This is a genomic window from uncultured Boseongicola sp. (assembly GCF_937988555.1).
Lineage (GTDB): Bacteria > Pseudomonadota > Alphaproteobacteria > Rhodobacterales > Rhodobacteraceae > Boseongicola.
The window spans coordinates 1-4,861 of sequence record NZ_CALJXO010000283.1; the positions used below are offsets into that span (position 1 = coordinate 1).

Annotated in this window: 6 protein-coding genes and 1 pseudogene; 4 read left to right on the forward strand and 3 right to left on the reverse strand. The window is 56.3% G+C overall.

The window, feature by feature from the left end:
- Positions 1-345 (forward strand): annotated as a pseudogene (locus Q1B15_RS16830) (hypothetical protein); the annotation flags it as partial.
- Between the two features lie 21 nt (positions 346-366).
- A complete protein-coding gene (locus tag Q1B15_RS16835) occupies positions 367-1,053 on the forward strand; it encodes a rhomboid family intramembrane serine protease (protein ID WP_299755815.1) in 687 nt (228 codons plus the stop codon).
- 174 nt (positions 1,054-1,227) lie between these two features.
- Here the strand turns inward: Q1B15_RS16835 and Q1B15_RS16840 are convergent, their stop codons facing one another.
- From Q1B15_RS16840 to Q1B15_RS16850, 3 genes are read right to left on the reverse strand one after another with little or no spacing between them, the layout of a single operon-like run.
- On the reverse strand, positions 1,228-1,350 hold the full coding sequence (locus Q1B15_RS16840; protein ID WP_299755819.1) for a hypothetical protein: 123 nt from the start codon (positions 1,348-1,350) through the stop codon (positions 1,228-1,230).
- Positions 1,351-1,404: 54 nt separating this feature from the next.
- A complete protein-coding gene (gene thpR, locus Q1B15_RS16845; protein ID WP_299755821.1) occupies positions 1,405-1,956 on the reverse strand; it encodes an RNA 2',3'-cyclic phosphodiesterase in 552 nt (183 codons plus the stop codon).
- Positions 1,956-3,077, reverse strand: coding sequence for an acetoin utilization protein AcuC (locus Q1B15_RS16850; protein WP_299755823.1), 1,122 nt, complete (start codon positions 3,075-3,077; stop codon positions 1,956-1,958). The genes thpR and Q1B15_RS16850 overlap by 1 nt, the downstream gene beginning before the upstream one ends.
- Before the next feature lie 140 nt (positions 3,078-3,217).
- Between Q1B15_RS16850 and Q1B15_RS16855 the strand changes: the two genes are divergently transcribed.
- Together Q1B15_RS16855 and Q1B15_RS16860 are read left to right on the forward strand one after the other, a co-directional pair.
- The gene (locus tag Q1B15_RS16855; RefSeq protein WP_299755826.1) at positions 3,218-3,682 is read left to right on the forward strand and encodes an NUDIX hydrolase; all 465 of its coding nucleotides are present in this window, start codon (positions 3,218-3,220) and stop codon (positions 3,680-3,682) included.
- 150 nt (positions 3,683-3,832) lie between these two features.
- The gene (locus Q1B15_RS16860; RefSeq protein WP_299755829.1) at positions 3,833-4,840 is read left to right on the forward strand and encodes a TAXI family TRAP transporter solute-binding subunit; all 1,008 of its coding nucleotides are present in this window, start codon (positions 3,833-3,835) and stop codon (positions 4,838-4,840) included.
- Positions 4,841-4,861 lie beyond the last annotated feature (21 nt).

The window sequence follows — 4,861 nt, forward strand, 5'->3', positions numbered from 1 at the left end:
CGCGAAGCTCCCGGCGGAACACTCACTGCAAATCTGGTTCAAAGCCCATCGACCAGTGACGGCGACGCCTTTCTGAATACCTCGCTCGGATTAGGGTATGTGGCACCGATAAACTCGATCTCATCCTGGAGCGCCGATTTCTCATACGGGGCCGCTTCGCAATTTGGCGAGGAGGACGGCGATGCGCGGACCGCGGCCGGGGTTCAGTACTCGCGAGATCTGAACGAAGACTGGGCTCTGAATGCCGGACTGCGTCATGTCCGGATATCCGAGGACGGCGCGGATTCACGGACGTCAAACACACTTTTCTTAAACGTTGGCCGCGATTTCTCGTTTGGTTTTTAACCCTCGCCGCCGAGGCATGCTGTGACAGAGGGGCCACCTGAAAAAGCCCCTGAAACGGGGTCCGCAAAAGCAAAACCGGTGGTCTATCGATCGGTTTTTATCCTTGTTGGGATATATGCTTTTGTGGAAATCGCCCTGACCGCCGGCGATTTTGGACTTGTCGGCATTCCCCGATTTCGATCCACAGTTTATGAATTTGCGGGCTTCTGGCCCGGAATTCTGACCGACTGGGAACCCAACTATCCGGCACAGCCATGGCTCATGTTTTTCACCTATGGCTTCCTGCACAGTGGGTGGGTCCATCTGGTGGTAAACATGATCACCCTCACGTCGATCGCTCCGATCGTTCTGGACCGCGTCGGACTTTGGAAGGGCGCCCTCATATACGCTTTTGCGATTCTCGGCGGAGCAGTTGGGTTCGCACTTCTTAGTGATAGCTACCGCCCCATGGTCGGCGCATCCGGCGCTCTTTTTGGGTTGGTGGGCGCTATCCTTGCATGGGAATACGTCGACCGTTTCACGTTCCGCGCGAAGATGTGGCCGGTTCTGCGTGCGGTCGTCTTCCTGATCGCTCTTAATATCGCGCTGTATTTCGCGATGGAAAGGCTGTTGGCGTGGGAAGCTCACCTTGGCGGCTTTGTTGCGGGATGGGTCGCCGCACTTTTGGTTGACCCACGCGGGCGCGATCTGGAAGGCTTAGCAGACTAGAGCGTGTCTGACCGGATCAGACACGCTCTCGTACCGGCACCGATGCTCGTTTATCTCGAAAACAAGCCGCCGCCGCCCTAGGTCTATCCAAGCGGCAGATGGAAAACGGATTTCGCGCCGCCACATCCCTGAAGGCAACTTCGAGGCAATGATCGGAACCGATAATCTGCCTGATCACCAGGCCGAGAAATCTCCGTCCACATTCCCCAACTGCCCTGGCAAATAGCCCACCTGAGGCGACGAGAAGAGCACCATGACATCCGCGATCTCATACCGCTGCCCCATTCGATCGACCATCGGTCGGAATTCCTCGGAATGGCCGTGGAAGACCACTCGGAAAAAATACCCAGCTTAAGTGGTCTGACTTGGCGTGATTGGATAGTCCGCAAGCGTTTCATAGTCCGACCCGTCGCCGCGAAGATGCGAACGAAATAAAGTCACGGCGTAAGGTTGAAAAGCAGGTAACGCGAAGCTGCCTTGCTTTTGAAAGAATTTCGCGACAGCCGTTGGGGGCACCGTTTCTCGCGCAAATCGGGTCAATGTGACATGCGGCACGAAGCGACGGCTTGGAACCTCAAAGCCCACCCCGCGCGCCACATTCCCCAGTCGCCGATGAAGCGCGTCCAACGGACCCAAAGGCGCGACGGCGACCCAGACCGCGCGAGGATTTCCGCCGCCGAATTGACCAAGTCCACCAAGGTTTATCTCAGGCAGCACGAGCCGCATGCCATCCAAGGCAAGGTCCAACTCGTCAACCAATGCGTTGGTGGCGTCCCCCAAAAACACAAGTGTCATGTGGAAGTTGTCCCACGGCACTGCGCGCCCGGGAGGCACATTGCTTTGAAGCTCTGCCAGTGCGTTACGATGCATATCCGGAAGGCTAAGTCCCAGGAACAACCGCATTAGACCCACACCTTCAGCCGTGCGCAAAGCGCGCCCAGACGATCGCACACCTCGTCATTGATATCTCCTTCGCGGCGCTCATCTTTGATCGTCGTGAACCAATGACCGGGCGGATTGCGCCCCGCCGCGCGACCCGGCCAGGACAAAGCGCGCATCACCGCTTGCGCCTCGGGCGGCAGCCGATCAGGAAACGAGCGCCCCATCAGCGTTCCCCAGACACCGGTCCAAAGCCGACCGACGCTCCACGGGTTATACCCCCCTCCGCCCAAGACCAGATAGCGCAGCGACATGCCGTTCAGCGCATCGACGATCTCCCAATGGGCATTGTTAGAGAGCGTGAGACGGGACAGTGGATCTTCAGTGACCGCGTCCGCCCCGCACTGCAGGATAATCGCATCCGGGCGAAAAGACTGCACAAGAGGCAAGATCAACGCGTCACGAATGGCGCGCATCTCGGTGTCATTAAAGCCGCGCGGGACTGGGAGGTTAAAGACATTGCCCACGCCTCGATCCTCCAAATGGCCGGTAAATGGCCAACGGCGCTCTTCGTGAACTGAAACCATCAGGATGTCGTGATCTGTTGCAAAAGCGTGTTCGACCCCGTCGGGATGATGCGCATCAATATCCACATAAGCAATGCGACGCACACCATGTGCCCGCAATGACAGGATCGCTAAAACTGGATCGTTAAAATAGCAAAACCCGTTTGCGCAGTCCGGCATCCCGTGGTGAGTACCCCCTGCCGGTGAATACACGACGCCGCTTTCCCGCAAGTATTCCCCCGCCCAAACAGCGGCCCCCGCCGCAGTCGCGGGCCTGCGGAACATCTCGCCAAACACAGGATTAGCGTGCGTCCCAAGGTTATGGCGTGCGCGCACATCGTCTGAGACGAAGCCGTCTTTTTCAGCCTTTTGAACTGCTGCGATGTATTCAGGAGTATGCCACGCCGCGAGCGCATTGGGGCGCGCTCGGGGGCTGCGAACCCAACCATCTGGCTGCAGCCAGCCCAACGCAGACGCCAAGTCCATCACTGTCGACACTCTTGGGATCGCCAATGGGTGCCACGTTCCATAGGTGGAATTGCGATAGATTTCGGACGAAATCAACTGCGGAGTGGACATGCGCGAGGAAAACAACAGCTAGGACTTTTGAGTGAGGAAAGAGTGAGACAAATCGTTGCTATCTTTCAGCGGAATGATAACTTTCTGAAAAGATAGCACCGGTTCAACCAAGGCAAGACGGACGGTCGAGGAAAAAGAGCATGGGCACGATCAAGCAGCAGGCCCTTAAACTTGAGAACTTCAACAAACGTGACGTGCGGACCCAGTTTGGTGCGCTGTGTTGGCGTCGTCGCAATGGTAAAGCTCAGATCCTTTTGGTGACGTCGAGAAAGTCTCGACGCTGGATCGTGCCAAAGGGCTGGCCGCAAAATGGCGCAACCCCAGCCGAAGCAGCCACGACAGAGGCATGGGAAGAAGCTGGCGTGACCGGAAAGGTGAGTACCGTTTGCATCGGTATATTCAGTTATCTCAAGGCCTTGCCAGGTGATGAAAGTCTTCCGTGCGTGGTTGCGGTATTTCCTTTAAAGGTCGCATTTCTCGCAAGCAATTGGCCTGAAAAGCAAACGCGCAGAAGGAAATGGTTGTCACCAAAGAAGGCCGCCGCGCTTGTGCAAGAACGTGAGCTTGCCAGCATCCTGCTGAATTTCGATCCTCAAGACGGTTGAAAACACGCGGTAAGTTAAGCCAGAAATTGCTTCCGCGTTCCGCGGTTCTTGCAGCCATATTTAGCGGCAATGAACCTAATCGCTGGTCATTTGAGTAAAATAGCTTAAATCTTAAATCAGACTAAAACGGTCATATTCTGGGAGAAAACTATGTTTCATGTCAAAAAGACCGCGCTTGTCGCGGCTGTTGCTGTGTCGTTTGGCGCAACAGCACACGCTGAAGAAGCAAGCTACGTCCTTGCAACTGCGTCTACCGGTGGCACGTATTATCCGGTTGGCGTTGCACTTTCGACCCTTGTTAAGGTTAAGCTTGAGCCGAAACAGAAAATCGGCATGTCGGCAATCAGTTCGGCTGGTTCCGGTGAAAACGTCCGCCTTCTGCGGGAAGGCGAAGCACAGTTTGCCATTTTGCAGGGTCTTTTCGGCAGCTACGCCGCAACAGGTACAGGTCCGATCGCAGAGTCCGGTCCACAGGAAAACATCCGCTCGATCACAATGCTTTGGCAGAACGTTGAGCAATTCATCGTCTCGAACGACGTTGCAGGCGATGGCACGGTCGGCGTCCTGCCCGGCCTCAAAGGCGAAGCTATGGCGCTTGGAAGCCAAAACTCGGGAACAATCGGCTCGAACCGTGCGCTCTTGAGTGGGGTTGGTATCGCAATCGACACTGACTACGAGCTTGTCTTTGGTGGCTACGGCCCGTCGGCTGAAGCCCTGCAAAACGGTCAGGTCAAAGGCATCAATACGCCTGCAGGTGTACCGACAGGAGCCATTTCACAGCTTATGGCGTCAGTTGGTGACAGCGTAACACCGCTGAACGTGACCGATGAGCAGCTTGCGGCTATGGACGCCGGTCGCAACCTCTGGACACGGTACGTCATCGCAGCTGGGACCTATCCTAATCAGGATGCCGACTGGAACACTATTGCGCAGCCGAACTTCCTGGCGACCAATGCGGACCTTCCAGAAGAGAACGTCTACATGATCACCAAGACGATCTACGAGAACCTGCCGTTCCTTCAGGCCATCCACCCGGCAACTAAGGCCATGGCACTTGAAAAAGCGATCGCTGGTCTGCCAGTGCCGCTGCACCCCGGTGCAGCACGCTTCTACATGGAACAGGGAATTGAAATCCCCGAGTTCCTGATGGCGAAGTGATCCAGGTGTCGCCCGCCTTTG

Bases quoted from the DNA above. Each gene is read 5' to 3' on its own strand.
- Q1B15_RS16850 (WP_299755823.1), bottom strand. From the start codon at position 3,077: ATGTCCACTCCGCAGTTGATTTCGTCCGAAATCTATCGCAATTCCACC.
- Q1B15_RS16855 (WP_299755826.1), top strand. From the start codon at position 3,218: ATGGGCACGATCAAGCAGCAGGCCCTTAAACTTGAGAACTTCAACAAA.
- Q1B15_RS16840 (WP_299755819.1), bottom strand. From the start codon at position 1,350: ATGGTCGATCGAATGGGGCAGCGGTATGAGATCGCGGATGTCATGGTG.
- thpR (WP_299755821.1), bottom strand. From the start codon at position 1,956: ATGCGGTTGTTCCTGGGACTTAGCCTTCCGGATATGCATCGTAACGCA.
- Q1B15_RS16860 (WP_299755829.1), top strand. From the start codon at position 3,833: ATGTTTCATGTCAAAAAGACCGCGCTTGTCGCGGCTGTTGCTGTGTCG.